The following is a 14,976-nucleotide window of genomic DNA, read 5'->3' on the forward strand; positions in this document are numbered from 1 at the left end:
GCAGCTGCCGCGCTTTTGGATTGGGCTGCTCAATTTATCATCGTACCGCTGCTCAGCCATGCAACGTCCCTTGCCTCTCGCCCACTGGCTCGCGCGTGGGATCGCCACCTCATGGTTGCGGCCGCCAGTTCACACCCGAGGTCGAAGCGACCTTGAGAATCCAACAGCAATCCGACGCAAGCGAGACTGCATCAGGCATCGATGCGGGCCCTGCTCCGGCCGGCCACAACCGATGGCACGATTTATGCTGCGATGATGCGAAGCGTGCTTCGTATTGGGGGATGTCATGACGGATTCCGAACTTCGCGCTGATCTTCACAGCATCGAGCCAATTCCGGATGCGGACCGGGACTCAACCGGGCCGCAGCAGATGTGGATCTGGGCCGGCGCCAACATCGCGCCAGTGAACTGGGCGCTCGGCGCGCTCGGCATCATCCTCAAGCTAGGCCTGATGGAGACGATCGCAGTCATCGTGCTCGGCAATATCGTCGGCTGCGCGATCTTCGCGACCTTCACGGTGATGGGACACAAGACCGGCGTCAACCAGATGGTGCTGAGCCGCTCCGCGTTCGGGGTCCGCGGCGCCTACCTGCCGAGCATCCTGATGTTCCTGATGACGCTGGGCTGGATCGGGGTCAACACCTACTTCCCGGTCAAGGTCTCGATGGGCATCCTCGGGCAGTTCGGCGTGCCCGACACATGGCCGATCGAGATCGTCGTCATCACGCTGGTGATGGCCGTGCAGGTGCTGATCGGAATCTACGGCTTCTACGCGATACGCACCTTCGAGAAGTACACGGTGCCGCCGACCATCGCCATTATGGTGCTGATGAGCGTCTTGGCATGGACGCGCCCGGGTGTCGTCAACTGGAGCCTGACGAGCTCGCTGGCTCCGGGCGCACATCTGGCGATGCTGACGCTGCTGACGACCGCGATCGGGGTCGGCTGGGGCATTTCCTGGGTGACCTGGGCCTCCGACTATTCGCGCTTCGTGCCGAGAAGCGTGCCGTCGAAATCCGTCTTCTGGTACAGCTATGTCGGCATGTTCGTACCCACGGTCTGGCTCGGCATTCTCGGCGCGACGATCGCCTCGACGACGCTGGATACCGATCCCGCCAAGATGGTGAGCGCGGTATTTGGGGGGCCCGTCAGCATCCTGGTCCTCCTGATGGTGTTGCACGGCCCGATCGCCACCAACATCCTCAACGTCTATTCGGCGACATTGGCAGCGCTGAGCGCGGGGCTGAAATTCTCGCGCTTCTGGCTCACCGTCATCGTCGGCGTCGCCGGCTATCTGGTCACGCTGTACTTCATCTTCGCGCCGTCTTTCGCGAAAGCGTTCGACAACTGGATGATCAGCCTGCTCTTGTGGATGAGCCCATGGGCCGGGGTGGTGCTGGCCGACTTCTTCATCAAGCGGAAGGGCAAGATCGACATCGCCGAGCTCTATCGCTCGCCGGAGACCAGCGCCTATGGCGACATCAACTGGGCCGGCATGATCGCCTTCCTTGCGGGCCTCGTTGCCGGATGGCTGGTCGAGGACGGCCTCGTCGGCGCGCTGCAGGGGCCGATCTCGATCAACCTGCTCGGCGGTGCCGACCTGAGCTGGCTGTTCGGCATCGGGGTTGCGGGCCTCGTCTATCTCGGGCTCGGCAAGCTCTCGACCTCACCCTCCTCCATCGTAGCGAGCGGCGCAGGCAGATAGCAGCGGCAGTGACGGTAGAGTGATGGACCACGTTCTGCGATCCATTCCCGGAAACGTCCAGTGGGGACTCTGGGACGGACGATTGAAGCCGGTGCTGCGGATCGCATCCGGAGACCGGGTGACCATCGAAACGCTTTCGGGCGAGCCGGACGATCTGCCCGATCCGTCGCTCGGCTTTGACATCGTTCCCGGGCATGCGGAGGTGCTGGCAAGCACGTTTCGCGGTCCGGGGCCGCACCTGCTCACCGGGCCGATCCACGTCGAGGGCGCCGAGCCCGGCGACGTGCTGGAAGTGCGCGTGCTTAATATCGAGCTACGCTGCAATTGGGGCTGGAACCTCCAGGTGCCGATGCTCGGCACGCTACCCGAGGATTTTCCCGAATTCCGTCGCATCCACATTCCGCTTGACCGCGCGCGCAACGTGGCGCGCCTGCCCTGGGGACAAGAGCTGCCGCTGTCCCCCTTCTTCGGCAATTTCGGCGTCGCGCCACCGCCGGGCTGGGGCCGGCTGTCCTCGAAGGAGCCGCGGGCGTTCGGCGGCAACATGGACAACAAGGAGCTCGGCGCTGGCAGCACGATCTATTTTCCTGTCTTCGTGCCGGGCGCACTGTTCTCCGCCGGCGACGGCCATGCGCTGCAGGGCGATGGCGAGGTCTGCCTGACGGCGATCGAGGCTGCTCTCACCGGTACCTTCGAATTCCATGTCCGGCGCGATCTTCGCCTCGCCTCCCCGCGCGCGGAAACCGCAGTCGACTGGATCACGATGGGATTCGATGAAGACCTCGACGATGCGGCCAAGGCGGCGCTGCGCGACATGATCGCGCTGATCCGCGAGAGGAGCGGCCTCAGCACGCAGGACGCCTATACGCTGTGCTCGATCGCCGCCGACCTCAGGATTACGCAGATGGTCGACGGCAACAAGGGCGTCCACTGCGTCCTGGCGAAATCCCGCATGCCCTGACCGCGTTCTTCGCTGGACCAGGCGCCGCGCGAGCTGCGCCTGGTCAGATCAGGCTCGACTTGCCGCGGCTCAGCACCTCACCCGCGCCTTTGTCGCCGACGATCTCGCCCTGGTCGTACACGACCCGGCCGCGGGCGATGGTGGTGACGGGCCAACCGGTGACATCAAAGCCTTCCCAGGGCGTATAGTCCGCGCCGTGGTGAAGATCGGCCTGCTGAATCTTCTTCTTCAGCTTGGGATCCCACAGCACGATATCGGCATCGAAGCCGACGCCGATCGAGCCCTTGCGCGGATAGAGACCGTAGATCCTCGCGTGGTTGGTCGCCGTTAGCTCGACGAACCTTTGCAGGGTGATGCGTCCCTTCGAGACGCCTTCTGAGAACAGGATCGGCAGCCGCGTCTCGACGCCGGGAATGCCGTTCGGCACCCAGCGGAACGAGGTGCGGGCGTTCGGCGTCAGCTTACCCTTGGGATCATCGTAGCGGAATGGGCAGTGATCGGACGAGAAGGTCTGGAACACGCCTGACGTGATGCCCTCCCAGATCGCCTGCTGGCTCTCGACATCACGCGGCGGCGGCGAGCAGACATATTTCGCGCCCGTGATGTCCATGTTCAGGCCCTTCATGTCGTCGGCCGTGAGCGTGATGTATTGGGGGCAGGTCTCGGCATGCACAGGCAAGCCGCGCTGCTGGGCCCAGCGCACCTGCTCCATCGCCTCGCGCCCAGAGACGTGCACGATCATGATGGGAACGCCGATCACCTCAGCATGGCTGATGGCGCGATGTGTCGCCTCGCGCTCGACCGCTTGGGGCCGCGAAGTGCCGTGATAGTAGGGCGCGATGTGGCCCTCGCGTTCGAGCTTGCTGGTGAGGAAGCGAATGGCGTCGTAGCCTTCGCAATGAACCATGACCAGTGCCTCCTCGCGGCGCGCGACCTCGAACACCTCGAGCAGCTGCTTGTCGCTGAGCACGAGGTCGTCATAGGTCATGAACACCTTGAACGAGGTGTAGCCGTCTTTGACGAGGGCCGGCAGCTCCTGCCCGAGCACCACTGCGGTCGGATCGGAGATGATGAGGTGGAAGGCGGTGTCGATGTAGCACTCGCCCTCGGCGAGCTTGCGATAGTCCTCGACACAAGTGCGCAGCGAGGTGCCTTTCTCCTGCAGCGCGAAGGGCAGCACCATGGTGTTGCCGCCGGCCGCTGCCGCGCGCGTCGCCGAGGCAAAATCGTCGGCCATCACCACGTCGGGGCCCGAGGGCTGGGAGATGTGGACGTGGCTGTCGATGCCGCCCGGCAGCGCCAGCAGACCCGTCGCGTCGATCTCACGGGCCGCGCCCTCGATGCGGTCGGCGATGCTGACGATGCGGCCGCCGCGAATTCCGATATCGGCGCGAAACTCGTCGCTGGCCGTCACGATGGTACCGCCGCGAATGGCGAGATCGAGCTGCGTCACAGGGCTCTCCGTCATTTGATGATCGCCGATGTCTGGAAAATGCGTCCCCACTGCGCGAGGGCTGCGATGTCGCCGCCGGCCAGCTCCAGCGTTCGCCACAGCGTGACCGCCACCGAATCGAGCACGGCAACGTTCAATTCCCGCTCGAGCGAGGCCGCAAGCGCCGCGCCATCGAGATTAGTGCAGAGGACGATTGCGGCATCGGCCCCCTCCGCCGCGACGGCGCGGATCATGTCCGCTATCGCCGCGGGCGTGACCTCACCGAAGGAAAAATTGTCACGCAGACCGAGATGCCGCTCAGCATGCGGCGCGATGCCTTCCGTCGCCCAGACGTCGGCGATCCGCCGCTGCACATCGTCCGTGTAGGGCGATACGAGGCCGACGCGCTTGCTGCCGAGCGCGCGGGCGGCATCGATGCAGGCCAGCGTCGACGTCGTCGCGGGCTTGCCGGTGCGCGCGGTGATCGCCTCGCAAAGGCTCCGGTCGCGGTCGATGCCGAGCCAGCTCGCCGACGTGCCGTTCCAGGCGATGGCATCGACCTTGGCGTCGGCCAGCAGATCCGCCGCCGGCAGCATCGCCGAGGCGTCGAACTGGCTCAGTGCCGCGGCATCGAGCGCGATCTCGGTGACGCGAAAGCGCGAGAAATGCGCGGTGACGTCCGCCACACCATGCAGCATGGCACTGGTGACGGGCTCCAGTACCGAATTGGAGGACGGGGTGATCATACCGAGACGCATGTAGGGCCATATAGCCATGAATTGGAAGTGGAAATCAGGCGGGCAGAAGCGAAACAGGCGAACCAATGTGTGGGATAGCTTCGACCAGCTCGCGCGTGTAATCCGTCTGCGGATTGGCAAACAGAGCGAGGCTCTCGCCCTGCTCGACGATGCCACCGGCGCGCAGCACGATGGTCCGGCTGCACATCATGCGTACCACGTTGAGGTCGTGGCTGACGAACAGGAAAGCGAGATTGTCCTCGCGCCGAAGCCGGTCGAGCAGCTGCAGCACTACGGCCTGCACCGAGACATCGAGCGCCGCAGTGGGCTCGTCAAGCACCAGCAAACGCGGCCGACATGCAATGGCGCGGGCGATGCCGATGCGCGCCTTCTGGCCACCCGACAATTGATGCGGGAAGCGTGACAACAATTCACGCGGCAGGCCGACGCGGTCGGCGCACTCCTCGACCCGGGAACGCAGCGCGTCGCCGGGGCGCAGGCCGGTGAGCCTCAGCAGCGGATGAGCAATGCAGTCGAACGCGGTAAAGCGCGGATTGAGGCTCTCGTGCGGATCCTGAAAGACGATCTGGATTTCCTTGCGTAGCGGCGAGCGATGAAAATCACGCGCCGGCAGCTTTGCGATCGAATAGCCGTCGAACAGGATGTCGCCTGCGCTCGGATCGATCAGCCGGCAGATCATGCGGGCGGTGGTGCTCTTGCCGGAGCCGGACTCCCCGACCAGGCCGACGCTCTCGCCCGCCGCCATGGTCATCGAGAAATCCGCCACCGCAGCGGCGCCGTCGTCGAAACGCTTGACGACGTGCTGGACGTCCAGCAGCGGCGGCGTGCCCGGCGCCGGCGTCGGCCGCTCCTTCACCTCGACAACCGGCAGAGCTTCGTCGGCCGGCACGAGGTCGCCGACACGCGATGTCGCGGTCGGCGACGATGCCACCAGTCGCTTGGTATAGGCGTGCTGCGGCGCCCGAAACAATGTCTGCGGCGCGCCTTCTTCCACGAGCCGCCCCTGCTCCATCACCACCACGCGCCGACAATAATGTGCCGCAAGACCAAGATCGTGGGTGATGAGGATTGTCGTCATTCCCCGTTCGGCGACGATGCGCGCCAGGAGGTCCATGACCACCTTTTGTGTCGTCACATCGAGGCCGGTGGTCGGCTCGTCGGCAATCAGAAGTGATGGATTACAGGAGATCGCGATCGCGATCATCACGCGCTGGCACATGCCGCCGGAGAGCTCGTGCGGATAGGCATCCAGCCGCCGGTCGGGATCGCGGATCTGCACCGCGCGCAGCAACTTCAGCGCCTCGGCCCGCGCCTCCTGCTTCGAGAGCCGCCGATGCGAAAGGACGGCATCGGCGATCTGGGCACCGACGGTGCGGATCGGATTGAGCGCGGCGCGCGGATTCTGGAAGATCATCGCCATGTTGGCGCCGTGCAGGTTGCGCAGCTCCGCCCCTGACGCGCGCGTAATGTCCTGGCCTCTGAACTTGACACGACCGGCCGTGATGCGACCCGCTTTGTCGAGCAGGCCCGTGACCGCGAAGCCGGTGACTGATTTGCCGGACCCGCTCTCACCGACGAGGCCCAGCATTTCACCCGGCTGGAGCGACAGCGAGACGCCCCGCAGCGCCTCGACGAGCCCGCGCCGGGTCGAGAACGTGACGCCGAGATTGTCGATTTCGAGCAGTGGCGACATCATGTGCGCATGCGCGGATCGAGGATATCGCGCAACCCGTCGCCGAGCAGGTTGAAGCAGAGCACGGCCAGCATCAGGGCCAGTCCCGGAAACGACACCAGCCACCACCTGCCCGTCGAGATGAAGCGCGCGCCCTCGGCGACCATGATGCCCCATTCCGGCGTCGGCGGCTTGACGCCCAGGCCGATGAAGGAGAGGCCCGCGGCATTCAGGATCGCCCAGCCGAGATTGAGCGACATCTGCACCGCCATCGCCGGCAGCACGTTGGGTAGCAGGAAGCGCAGCACGACGGAGACATGCCCATCGCCGCAGGCGCGCGCCGCCTCCACCCAACCGAGATTGCGGCGGATGTTGACCTCCGCGCGCGCGAAGCGGATGTAGAACGGCAGATTGATGATCGCGGTCGCGATGACGATATTCTCGACCCGGTTGCCGAGCGCTGCGACCATGGCCATGGCGAGCACGAACAGCGGAAAGGCCATCAGCACGTCGACGAACCGGCCGACCGCGCGATCGAGCTTGCCGCCGACATAGCCGCAGAGCGAGCCGATCACCGCGCCGATCACGAAGGACACGCTGACGGCCGTCACGGCGATGGCGAGATCGAGCCGCGTGGCGACGATCAATCGGCTGAAGACATCGCGGCCGAGCTGGTCGGTGCCGGCCCAGTGGAGTGCGCTCGGCGGCTGCAGCGCACGCGGCACGTCCGAAGCGACGGGATCATAAGGCACCAGCATGGGGCCGAAGATCGCGACCAGCGCCAGCAATATCGCCGCCGCGGCGGCAATCGCGGTAACGAGGTTACCGCGCAGCACCCACACGGTGTGACGCAGCCCCGACGATGTTGCTGTAAGGCTCATGCGACCGTCGCCCTGGGATCGGCGATGCCGTAGAGCACATCGACCAGGAGATTGACCGCGACGAAGATGCTGGCCATCAGCAGCACGAAGCCCTGCACCGGCGCATAGTCGGAGACCAGCAGCGCATCGAGCGCGTAGGACGCAACGCCCGGCCAGGAGAACACTTTCTCGACCAGCACATTGGCACCGAGCATGGTCGAGAACACAATGCCGGCGATGGTGATCACGGGCAGGATTGCATTCCGCAGCGCATAGGTCACCACGATCTGCCAGCGCGACAGGCCGATCGAGCGCGCGGTACGCACGAAATCGCTGCCGAGCGACACCAGCATCGAGGCACGGGTGATGCGGGCGAGCGGCGCGATCACGAACAGCGCCATCGTGAAGGCAGGCAGCATCAACTGACGCGCCGCGGCCCACCAACCCTCGACGTCACCCGCGAGCAGGAAATCCACCATCAGGAAGCCGGTGCGTGCCGGCGGCACCGAGGCGAAGACGTCGATCCGTCCGGTCGGATCGGGGGCAAGACCCAGCAGATAGTAGAACACGTAGATCAGCAGCAGTCCGGAGACGAAGGTCGGCACGCAGACGCCGAGCGAGCAGAACAGCCGTACGCCGTGATCGATCAGCGAGTTCGGCCGCAGCGCGGCCAGCACGCCGAGCGGCACCGCCGCGATCAGCGCGATCACGAGCGCGGTCAGCGTCAGCTCGAGCGAGGCCGGCAGGCGCTGCTGCAGGTCCTTGGCGACCGGCTGCCCCGTCATCATGGAACGGCCGAGATTGCCGCGGCCGACATCGTAGAGATAGATGCCGAGCTGCTCCGGCAGCGACCGGTCCAGCCCGAGTTGCTTGCGGACGACCTCGATCTCCTCCTTGCCGGCACTGGGACCGGAGGCAAAGAACACGGCGGGATCGCCTGGCAACACCCGCATCAGGAGGAAAGTGAAGACCAGCACGCCGAACAGCGCCGGCAGTGACGAGAGAAACCGCTGCCCAGCCCGGATCAAAGTTGCACCGATCGTGCCCATGCTCTTCGCCGTGCTCCCTGCTCCGCTGCTATTTGCGGCTCAGGTTACGATAATCCACCTGGCGGGTGAATTGATAGACATAGCCGTCAAGATTGGCGACCATCACTGCGTCCTGCGCCGGCTGCCAGAGCGGGACCTGGAACATCTGCTCGAAATGGATGGCGTTGAGCTCCTTGCCCTCCGCCTCGTACTTCGCCTTGTCCGGCTCGAAGCGCGCTGCCTGCGCGATCTTCTCCAGCTCGGCATTGTCCGTGGAGGAATAGTTCCAGCGCTGATTGCCGGTATAGAAGTTGCGGTAGAAATAATCGGTCGACGGCAGCCAGGCGACAATGCCTTCGGTGAAGAATGGCAGCTTCTTCTCATTGATCGAGGTCGACATCTGCGCATCCGGCAGCTTCTGGATGTCGACCTTGATGCCGATCTTCTCCAGCGATTCCTTGACCAGGGCGGCCATCGGTTCGGCAGTCGCGGCCTGACCGACGTTGAAGCTGAAGGTCGTGGCGAAACCTTCGGGCACGCCGGCCTCCTTCAGATAGGCCCGCGCCTTCTCCAGATCGAGCTTGACCGGTTGCGGGATCGGATAGCCGCCGCTCGGCGGCGTACCGTCGGCCCAGCTGGCACCGAACAGCGGCGTGCCGCGGCCGAACAGCGCCGCCTTGAACATGTCATCATAGGGTAGCGCCGCGGCGACCGCCCGGCGGACGTTGACGTTGTCGAACGGCGGGATCTTGTTGTTCATCGAGATGAAGGTCACCGCATTGTATTGCGGCGTCGAAATCACCTTCAGCTTGCCTTTGGCCTCCAGCGCCTGGACGTCGCTGGCCTGCAGGTCGATCACGAGGTCCGCGTCGCCGCGCTCGACCAGATTGGCGCGCGTCGCCGGCTCCGGTACCGACTGGATGATCAGCCGCTTGAAGGACGCCGGCTTGTCCGGCGAGCCGCGATTCCAGGCCTCGTTGCGCTTGGCGATCGCCTGCTCGCCCGGCTTGAAGGTTTCGACGATATAGGCGCCGCTGCCCGCCTCGTTCTCCTTCAGCCAGCTCAGCGCCCAAGGATCCTCAGGAGTCGCATGCGATTTGGCGAGCTTGGAATTGATGATGATGGGATAGACGGTCGCAAGGTTCGGCAGCGCCAGCTTGTCGGGCCGCGGCAATGTCACTTCAAGGGTCAGCGGATCGATCACCTTGAACTGGTCGGCGCTGGTCAACGATCCCGTCAGCAATTGCGCCTTGCCGAGTACCGGCGCGGTGACGCAGCGGTCGAGCGACCACTTCACGTCTTCTGCAGTAACCGGCGAGCCGTCGTGGAACTTGGCGTCGGGACGAAGCTTGAAGGTGATCTTCAGGCCATCGGAGCTGACGCTGAAGGACTCCGCGAGCTCGCCATTGATGGTATCGAGATCGAACACCCATTTGCCGTTGAGCTGTTTGCGGCCGAACGACACCAGCCGGTCATAGCTGCTCATGCTGAGCGCGAAGGCTTCGCGGGTCGAGCCGGGAATGTTGGGATCGAGCGTGTTGACCGTTGCCGCCGTCACGTAGCGCAAGGTCTCAGCGCGGCTCTGCGCACGGGCCGCGGGCGCAATCAATGTCGCCGAAAGAAGAACGGCGGACGCCGAAATCAGATGCCTGGAAATCACGGAGTACATCGCCTCTGTCCTTTGTTAGGCCGCGCACGCCCGAAATGGCAGCAAATCATGTGCCAGAAACAGGCAGTTTGGCATGCTTCTTCGTCGCAGTGGAATGCATATGCGCTCGCCGGCATCACGCGCTCCCCTCCGCCGCCGCGGGCGCGCGCCGGATTACAGCTTGAGGGACATCATAGGCCTGGAATGCCGCCCAGTGCTTGTCGATATCGGCGCGGAACAGGTCGCGCGTGAGGCCGTGGACCAGCTTCGGCACCGCCGTCGTCATCGCATTGATCGAGGAGCCGGACGGACCAAAGCTCATGGTCGAGGCGATGGCGAACAGGTGAATGCCGGAGATCCACGGTGTTCGTCCAACCGCGCGCTCGCAGAAGGCATAGTCGTCCGACAAATAAGGAAAGGCGCCAAGGCGCGGGCTCTGTTCCTGCGCCGGCGGCGTGTAGCAGTCGGCCCAGCGCGCGATGTTATCGGCGCATCGCTTCAGCTCGGGGCGACCGGCAAAGTCCATCATGATGCCGGTGGCGCAGATGACGAAATCGACCGCGATCTCGCCACGTGGCGTGCGCAGCAGCACGCCGTCAACAGTCTCCCGCGCTCCATCGACAGGTGCGCCCTCGCGCAGATGGAACGTCGCGTGCCGGGCGCAGCGATCATAGGTGGCTTGCGGAAATCCCTCGCGCAGCTCGAGCACCGCGCGCATGAAGCGCCAGCGCCAGGAATCGTCGAGCTCGGAAAAATGCCTGAGGAAGCCGCGGAAGGTCAGCCATCGATAGGGCTGCACCAGCTGGATCGCAGCGCGCCGGCACAGCAAATGCACGGCGCCCGCACCAGCCTCGAGTGCCATCGCTGCGTTATCGAAGGCCGAGGCGCCCGCGCCAATCACCGCGACGCGCTTGCCGCGTAGCGCGGTAAAATCGATCGGCGCCGCGCAGGTAACGCATCGCGACGCCGGCAGATGCCGCAATGGTTCGGGAATGCTCCAATCGCCCATGCCTTCCTGTCCCGTCGCGAGCACGATCTTGCGGGCGTAAAGCACCTCCTCGCCATGAGCAGTGCTCACTGTTGCCTGCAATAGGCCGTTAGCCTCAGGTGCAATATCGGTCACCTCGCAGCCATTGTGCACCGGTAGACCGAGCACCTTGCGATACCACGACAGATAGGCCGCCCAATATTCGCGCGGGATCAGACCAAGATCGCGCCAGCTCTCCGTTCCGAATTTGGCCTCGTGCCAGGCCTGATAGGTCAGGCTCGGCAGGTCGAGATCAGGGCCGGTGTAGTCCTTCGGACTGCGCAGGGTCGGCATCCGCGCATAGGTCAGCCATGGGCCTTCGCAATCCTCATCCGCCTTGTCGAGCACGCGGATGTTGGTGACCTGCGAGCGCTGCAGGCCGAAAGCCGTCGCAAGTCCGGATTGACCAGCCCCAACAATGAGCACGTCCAGAGCGCGGCTGCCATCGGGAGCCGTCATCGGCGTCAGCCAGGGCATGCCTGGATGCGCCGTCTTGGCAAGATCGGCGCGGACCTGAACTGCAAGTGCTGCAAGCCCATCACTCATGCCGCAAGCCACCCGCCATCGACTGGAAGCACCGTGCCGGTGACGAAGGAGGAATCGTCACTGGCGAGATAGAGCGCGGCCGCCGCCACCTCGTCGGCGCGGCCGAATCGCTTCATGGCATGACGCTGCCGCGAGGCCTCACGCACCGGCTCGGGATCGGCATGGCGCGCAAAACTGCGGCGCAGCAGCGGCGTGTCGATCGCGCCGGGCGCCAACGCGTTGACACGGATGCCATCGGTCGCGAAATCGATGGCCATGGTGCGGGTCAGGCTGACGATGGCGCCTTGGCCGCAATATAGGCGCTGTTGCCCTTGCCGCCAGCGATCGCCAGCTGCGACGCCAGCGTGATGATGGCGCCCTTGCCTTGCCGCTGCATGATCGGCACTGCCGCGCGCGCCCACAACCAGGTGCCGCCGACATTGGCACGGAATACCGCCTCCCAATCCGCCAGCGCGGTCGTGATCACGGTACCGCCGCAGGAGAAGCCGGCAGACGTCATCAGCACGTCCAGCCTGCCGCCGCTTGTTGCGACACTTTCGACGGTGGCGCTTGCAAAATCGGCGTCGCCGACATCGCCAACATGGACGCTGCCGCTGCCCCCCTGTTCGCGAAGCATCGCCAGCGTTTCGGCTGCGCTGTCAGCATCGCGATCGACCAGCGCAACGAAGGCGCCTTCGCGGGCGAACAGAACGGCGCTGGCCCGGCCGATCCCGGAGCCGCCGCCTGTGATGATGGCCACCCTGCCCGCCAGCTTCATCTCAGGCGCCCCCTCGATCATGATCATGCAACCAGCGCCGCATATGCTCCGCTGACTCCTCGCAGCCAAATTTGGCACGCCATCCGAATTCGTCGGCCATGCGCTGTACCGACAGCGGCGCCCGGGTCGGGCCGTGCACCGTCACGGTTGGTGTCTCGCCGGAGACAGCCACGCGGCAAACGAAACCGCTGTCCGGGTCGGCAAAAACCTTATCGGCAAAAGCCTTGCCCCAGGCCTCGGCGGTGAACGTCACGCCGCTCGAGATATTGTAAAGCATGTGACGGGGCCGGGCGGCATCGAGCAGCACGCCGACGGCGGCGGCGACGTCGGCGGCATAGACCCAGTCCCGTGCACCGGGCTCGCTGAGCAACGCCGGCGCGCCCCGCCGCGCGCAATCCACAATCAGCGCCTGCGGCGATGGCGTGTCGCGGACACCGCCTGCACGCTCGTACGGGCCGAACACGCCCGAGAGCCGGACGCTGATCACATCGGCCTGCCAGAGGTCGGAGAGCCGCGCCACCACACGCTCAGAGGCGAATTTCGTGATCGCATACAGCGATTGCGGATCGCAGGGCGTCGTCTCTTCGAGCAGCGGATAATGCAGGCCGCTCGCGCCATAGCTTGCAGCGGACGACAGGTTGATCACACGCCGCACCTTTGCCTTGCGCGCAGCGGTCAGGATCGGCACCTGCGCCAGCAGATTGACGGCCAGGATGCGCTCCGGCTCGGCGGCATCGCGCGCTGCGCCTGCCGTGATCGCGGCGCCAAGCACCACGGCATCGCATCCCGGCCCGACTGCGGCCTCAACCGCGCTGTGCTCGGTCACGTCCCCTCGCAGCACCCGCAAGCGTTCACCGTAAGGCGCAAAGGCGCAGCGCGCCTCCACCGGCAACTCGGCCTGATCGAACAGCGTGACCGCATGGCCGCGGGCAAGCAGCAGCTCCGCGATATTGAGCCCGACAAAGCCTGCGCCGCCGAAGATCACGACCCTCATCTCGCGGTCCGCTCACAATAGCTTGGCGCCAAAATTCTGCTCCGGGTTCATGTCCGAGACCAATCGACCGGTCGGTTTCGCCGCCTCGCCGCCGCTGCGCGCCAGGAAGCGGCCGGAGCCCGGCGAGGCGTTCAGCTTGCCGCTTTCGACGATGACGCGGCCGCGGGAGAGCACCGTCACCGGCCAGCCCTGCAGCGAACGGCCGGCGAACGGCGTGTAGCCGGCCAGATCATGCATCATCGCGTCGGTGACGGTCACGCGGCGATCGGGATCCCAGATCGCGATATCGGCGTCAGCGCCGACGGCGATCGAGCCCTTGCGCGGATGCAGATTGTAGATCTTGGCCGGCGCGGTCGCGGTCAGCTCGACGAACTTCTCGAGGCCGAGCCGTCCCTTGGAGACCATCGCATCGAACAGCAGCGGCAGCCGCATCTCGAGGCCCGGCAGGCCGTTGGCCACCTGCTTGAAGTTCGGGTTCGGCCCGGCGCGAAGCTTGCCGGTCTCGTCGAAGCGATACGGCGCATGGTCGGAGGAGATGGTTTGCAGATCGCCGAGCGATAACGCCTTCCACAGCGCCTCCTGGTCGTCCTTGCGGCGCGGTGGCGGGCTACACATCCATTTGGCGCCTTCCGCGCCCGGCTTGTCGAGATCGTCGGCGGTGAGGAACAGGTATTGCGGGCAGGTTTCGGCAAACACTTTCAACCCCTGCCCGCGGGCATCGCGGATCGTCCGCGCGCCTTCGGCGGTCGAGACGTGGAAGATCATGATCGGCTGGTCGACCAGGGCCGCCATGCCGATCAGGCGGTTGAACGCCTCTGCTTCCGAAAAGCGCGCATGGCTGATCGCGTGATATTTCGGATGAGTGTAGCCGCGCGCGAGCAGGCGCTTCACCATCCAGGAGATGATGCCGTGATTTTCCGCATGGGCGCACAGCATCGCGCCGCCCTCGCGCGCGGCGATGAGGATATCAAGCAGCGGCTCGTCATCGATCTTCAGCCGGTCATAGGTCATGAAGATCTTGATCGAGCCATGGCCCTGGCGGATCAGCGCCGGAAGGTCGCGCTCAAGCGCTTCCTTGGTCGGATCGGCGATGATCATGTGGAAGGCGTAGTCGATCACCGCGCCATTTCGCGCGAGTGCGTGATAATCCTCCAGAATCTGCCCCAATTGCATGCCGACATGCTGCGCGGCAAAGGAGATGACCGAGGTCGTGCCGCCGAAGGCCGCCGACGTCGTGGCACTCTCGAAGGTGTCGGCATTCATGATGCCGGCAGCGGACAACTGTTCGATGTGACAATGGCTGTCGACGCCACCGGGCAGCACGAGCTTGCCGCGCGCATCGATCTCGCGCTTGGCCGGACCGAGCACGCGCCCCATCGCAACGATGACCTCACCTGCGATCGCCACGTCGGCCTCGAACACGTCGGTGGTCGTGGCGACGCGCCCGCCACGGATGATCAGGTCATAGGCGGGTTCGGTCATGACGATGTCTCCTTGCGTAATTGTTGTCGTCCGGCGCGCACCTTTGCGGCGCGCCCTTGCGCCCTGCGCATGACCGCTTCATGCTGTCCATGGCATAGTGATTGCC

The 14,976-nt window shown here is 65.1% G+C and carries 11 protein-coding genes and 1 pseudogene; 2 read left to right on the forward strand and 10 right to left on the reverse strand.

What is annotated here, in order from left to right; genetic code table 11:
* Positions 1-286: 286 nt before the first annotated feature.
* The gene (locus tag FOM02_RS39575) at positions 287-1,705 is read left to right on the forward strand and encodes a cytosine permease (RefSeq protein WP_027557187.1); all 1,419 of its coding nucleotides are present in this window, start codon (positions 287-289) and stop codon (positions 1,703-1,705) included.
* Between the two features lie 19 nt (positions 1,706-1,724).
* A complete protein-coding gene (locus FOM02_RS39580) occupies positions 1,725-2,666 on the forward strand; it encodes an acetamidase/formamidase family protein (protein WP_416207743.1) in 942 nt (313 codons plus the stop codon).
* Positions 2,667-2,709: 43 nt separating this feature from the next.
* On the opposite strand, the gene hydA (FOM02_RS39585) is transcribed toward FOM02_RS39580, so the two are convergent.
* From hydA (FOM02_RS39585) to hydA (FOM02_RS39635), 10 genes and pseudogenes are all read right to left on the reverse strand, one after another.
* Complete coding sequence (gene hydA / locus FOM02_RS39585; protein WP_092218539.1) at positions 2,710-4,134, reverse strand: dihydropyrimidinase; 1,425 nt, start codon at positions 4,132-4,134, stop codon at positions 2,710-2,712.
* Complete coding sequence (locus tag FOM02_RS39590) at positions 4,131-4,856, reverse strand: aspartate/glutamate racemase family protein (protein WP_035729902.1); 726 nt, start codon at positions 4,854-4,856, stop codon at positions 4,131-4,133. The genes hydA (FOM02_RS39585) and FOM02_RS39590 overlap by 4 nt, the downstream gene beginning before the upstream one ends.
* Positions 4,857-4,890: 34 nt before the next feature.
* Complete coding sequence (gene nikE, locus FOM02_RS39595; RefSeq protein WP_027557183.1) at positions 4,891-6,552, reverse strand: nickel ABC transporter ATP-binding protein NikE; 1,662 nt, start codon at positions 6,550-6,552, stop codon at positions 4,891-4,893.
* On the reverse strand, positions 6,549-7,409 hold the full coding sequence (locus FOM02_RS39600) for an ABC transporter permease (RefSeq protein ID WP_027557182.1): 861 nt from the start codon (positions 7,407-7,409) through the stop codon (positions 6,549-6,551). Before FOM02_RS39600 ends, nikE begins: the two co-directional genes overlap by 4 nt.
* Positions 7,406-8,437 carry an ABC transporter permease gene (locus tag FOM02_RS39605; RefSeq protein ID WP_027557181.1) on the reverse strand — a complete coding sequence of 344 codons (1,032 nt, stop codon included), beginning with the start codon at positions 8,435-8,437 and terminating at the stop codon, positions 7,406-7,408. Before FOM02_RS39605 ends, FOM02_RS39600 begins: the two co-directional genes overlap by 4 nt.
* 28 nt (positions 8,438-8,465) lie before the next feature.
* Positions 8,466-10,085 (reverse strand): ABC transporter substrate-binding protein, encoded by a 1,620-nt coding sequence (locus FOM02_RS39610; protein ID WP_027557180.1) that lies wholly within the window; start codon positions 10,083-10,085, stop codon positions 8,466-8,468.
* Positions 10,086-10,200: 115 nt separating this feature from the next.
* Positions 10,201-11,637, reverse strand: coding sequence for an NAD(P)-binding domain-containing protein (locus tag FOM02_RS39615; protein ID WP_027557179.1), 1,437 nt, complete (start codon positions 11,635-11,637; stop codon positions 10,201-10,203).
* A pseudogene (locus FOM02_RS47005) lies at positions 11,634-12,394 on the reverse strand (SDR family oxidoreductase). The gene FOM02_RS39615 and the pseudogene FOM02_RS47005 overlap by 4 nt, the downstream one beginning before the upstream one ends.
* 1 nt (position 12,395) lies before the next feature.
* On the reverse strand, positions 12,396-13,388 hold the full coding sequence (locus FOM02_RS39630) for an NAD-dependent epimerase/dehydratase family protein (protein ID WP_027557177.1): 993 nt from the start codon (positions 13,386-13,388) through the stop codon (positions 12,396-12,398).
* A gap of 12 nt (positions 13,389-13,400) precedes the next feature.
* Positions 13,401-14,870, reverse strand: coding sequence for a dihydropyrimidinase (hydA, locus tag FOM02_RS39635; RefSeq protein ID WP_027557176.1), 1,470 nt, complete (start codon positions 14,868-14,870; stop codon positions 13,401-13,403).
* Between the last annotated feature and the right edge of the window lie 106 nt (positions 14,871-14,976).

Origin of the sequence: Bradyrhizobium sp. SEMIA (assembly GCF_014844175.1) — a bacterium.
Classification (GTDB): Bacteria; Pseudomonadota; Alphaproteobacteria; order Rhizobiales; family Xanthobacteraceae; genus Bradyrhizobium; species Bradyrhizobium arachidis.

Coding starts and splice junctions, on each gene's coding strand:
- FOM02_RS39575 (WP_027557187.1), top strand. CDS start 287: ATGACGGATTCCGAACTTCGCGCTGATCTTCACAGCATCGAGCCAATT.
- hydA (WP_092218539.1), bottom strand. CDS start 4,134: ATGACGGAGAGCCCTGTGACGCAGCTCGATCTCGCCATTCGCGGCGGT.
- FOM02_RS39590 (WP_035729902.1), bottom strand. CDS start 4,856: ATGCGTCTCGGTATGATCACCCCGTCCTCCAATTCGGTACTGGAGCCC.
- nikE (WP_027557183.1), bottom strand. CDS start 6,552: ATGATGTCGCCACTGCTCGAAATCGACAATCTCGGCGTCACGTTCTCG.
- FOM02_RS39600 (WP_027557182.1), bottom strand. CDS start 7,409: ATGAGCCTTACAGCAACATCGTCGGGGCTGCGTCACACCGTGTGGGTG.
- FOM02_RS39605 (WP_027557181.1), bottom strand. CDS start 8,437: ATGGGCACGATCGGTGCAACTTTGATCCGGGCTGGGCAGCGGTTTCTC.
- FOM02_RS39610 (WP_027557180.1), bottom strand. CDS start 10,085: ATGTACTCCGTGATTTCCAGGCATCTGATTTCGGCGTCCGCCGTTCTT.
- FOM02_RS39615 (WP_027557179.1), bottom strand. CDS start 11,637: ATGAGTGATGGGCTTGCAGCACTTGCAGTTCAGGTCCGCGCCGATCTT.
- FOM02_RS39630 (WP_027557177.1), bottom strand. CDS start 13,388: ATGAGGGTCGTGATCTTCGGCGGCGCAGGCTTTGTCGGGCTCAATATC.
- hydA (WP_027557176.1), bottom strand. CDS start 14,870: ATGACCGAACCCGCCTATGACCTGATCATCCGTGGCGGGCGCGTCGCC.